The sequence below is a fragment of the Polaromonas sp. CG_23.6 genome (assembly GCF_029892315.1).
Taxonomy (GTDB): Bacteria; Pseudomonadota; Gammaproteobacteria; order Burkholderiales; family Burkholderiaceae_C; genus Polaromonas.
The window spans coordinates 1-2,500 of sequence record NZ_JARXUY010000001.1; the positions used below are offsets into that span (position 1 = coordinate 1).

The 2,500-nt window shown below is 51.0% G+C and carries 2 rRNA genes (1 of these 2 cut by a window edge); both read right to left on the reverse strand.

The window, feature by feature from the left end:
- Window position 1: 1 nt before the first annotated feature.
- Window positions 2-114: ribosomal RNA gene (gene rrf, locus H4V98_RS00005) — 5S ribosomal RNA — on the reverse strand.
- A gap of 160 nt (window positions 115-274) precedes the next feature.
- Window positions 275-2,500: ribosomal RNA gene (locus H4V98_RS00010) — 23S ribosomal RNA — on the reverse strand; it runs 657 nt beyond the window's last position.

Here is a 2,500-nt window from a genome sequence, read left to right on the forward strand (position 1 = left end):
AGCCTGACGATGACCTACTTTCACACGGGAATCCGCACTATCATCGGCGCTGAGTCGTTTCACTGTCCTGTTCGGGATGGGAAGGAGTGGTACCAACTTGCTATGGTCATCAGGCATAACTGGTTGACGAAATGCTTCCCACACGGGAAGCAGTCCATCGAATTCATAGAGCAAATCAGCTTGTAATTTAGATTGTTGCACAGTTCCTGTTGGAACTGTATCTTTTTTGAATGCGTCAGTCTTGGCATAACACCTTTGAATTAATCAAAGTTATAGGGTCAAGCCTCTCGAGCAATTAGTACTGGTTAGCTTAACGCATTACTGCGCTTCCACACCCAGCCTATCAACGTCCTGGTCTTGAACGACTCTTCAGGGGGCTCAAGGCCCCGGCAGATCTAATCTTGAAACGAGTTTCCCGCTTAGATGCTTTCAGCGGTTATCTCTTCCGAACTTAGCTACCCGGCAATGCCACTGGCGTGACAACCGGTACACCAGAGGTTCGTCCACTCCGGTCCTCTCGTACTAGGAGCAGGCTTCCTCAAATCTGCAGCGCCCACGGAAGATAGGGACCAAACTGTCTCACGACGTTTTAAACCCAGCTCACGTACCTCTTTAAATGGCGAACAGCCATACCCTTGGGACCGGCTACAGCCCCAGGATGAGATGAGCCGACATCGAGGTGCCAAACACCGCCGTCGATATGAACTCTTGGGCGGTATCAGCCTGTTATCCCCAGAGTACCTTTTATCCGTTGAGCGATGGCCCTTCCATACAGAACCACCGGATCACTATGTCCTGCTTTCGCATCTGCTCGACTTGTCAGTCTCGCAGTTAAGCACGCTTATGCCATTGCACTATCGTCACGATGTCCGACCGTAACTAGCGTACCTTCGAACTCCTCCGTTACACTTTGGGAGGAGACCGCCCCAGTCAAACTGCCTACCATGCACTGTCCCCGATCCAGATAATGGACCTAGGTTAGAACCTCAAACACACCAGGGTGGTATTTCAACGTTGGCTCCACCGAAACTAGCGTCCCGGCTTCAAAGCCTCCCACCTATCCTACACAGGTCTGTTCAAAATCCAATACAAAGCTACAGTAAAGGTTCATGGGGTCTTTCCGTCTTTCCGCGGGGAGATTGCATCATCACAAACATTTCAACTTCGCTGAGTCTCAGGAGGAGACAGTGTGGCCATCGTTACGCCATTCGTGCAGGTCGGAACTTACCCGACAAGGAATTTCGCTACCTTAGGACCGTTATAGTTACGGCCGCCGTTTACTGGGACTTCAATCAAGAGCTTGCACCCCATCATTTAATCTTCCAGCACCGGGCAGGCGTCACACCCTATACGTCGACTTTCGTCTTAGCAGAGTGCTGTGTTTTTAATAAACAGTCGCAGCCACCGATTTTTTGCAACCTCGTTTAGCTCCAGGAGTAAATCCCTTCACTGACTAGAGGCACACCTTCTTCCGAAGTTACGGTGTCAATTTGCCGAGTTCCTTCTCCTGAGTTCTCTCAAGCGCCTTAGAATACTCATCTCGCGCACCAGTGTCGGTTTGCGGTACGGTCGTGTGTAGCTGAAGCTTAGTGGCTTTTCCTGGAAGCAGGGTATCACTCACTTCGGCTGCAAGCAGCCTCGTTATCACCCCTCATCTAAGCCCGGCGGATTTACCTACCAGGCACGACTACAGGCTTGAACCAACATATCCAACAGTTGGCTGAGCTAACCTTCTCCGTCCCCACATCGCACTACACATCGGTACAGGAATATTGACCTGTTTCCCATCAGCTACGCATCTCTGCCTCGCCTTAGGGGCCGACTCACTCTACGCCGATGAACGTTGCGTAGAAAACCTTGCGCTTACGGCGAGGGGGCTTTTCACCCCCTTTAACGCTACTCATGTCAGCATTCGCACTTCTGATACCTCCAGCAGGGTTTACACCACCACCTTCACAGGCTTACAGAACGCTCTCCTACCACGTGCCATAAATGGCACATCCGCAGCTTCGGTAACTGGCTTAGCCCCGTTACATCTTCCGCGCAGGACGACTCGATCAGTGAGCTATTACGCTTTCTTTAAATGATGGCTGCTTCTAAGCCAACATCCTGACTGTTATAGCCTTCCCACTTCGTTTCCCACTTAGCCAATTTTAGGGACCTTAGCTGGCGGTCTGGGTTGTTTCCCTCTTGAGTCCGGACGTTAGCACCCGGTGCTCTGTCTCCCAAGCTGTACTCATCGGTATTCGGAGTTTGCCTTGGTTTGGTAAGTCGCCATGACCCCCTAGCCAAAACAGTGCTCTACCCCCGATGGTAATACTTGAGGCACTACCTAAATAGTTTTCGGAGAGAACCAGCTATTTCCAAGTTTGTTTAGCCTTTCACCCCTATCCACAGCTCATCCCCTAGTTTTGCAACACTAGTGGGTTCGGACCTCCAGTGCATGTTACTGAACCTTCATCCTGGCCATGGATAGCTCACTTGGTTTCGGGTCTACACC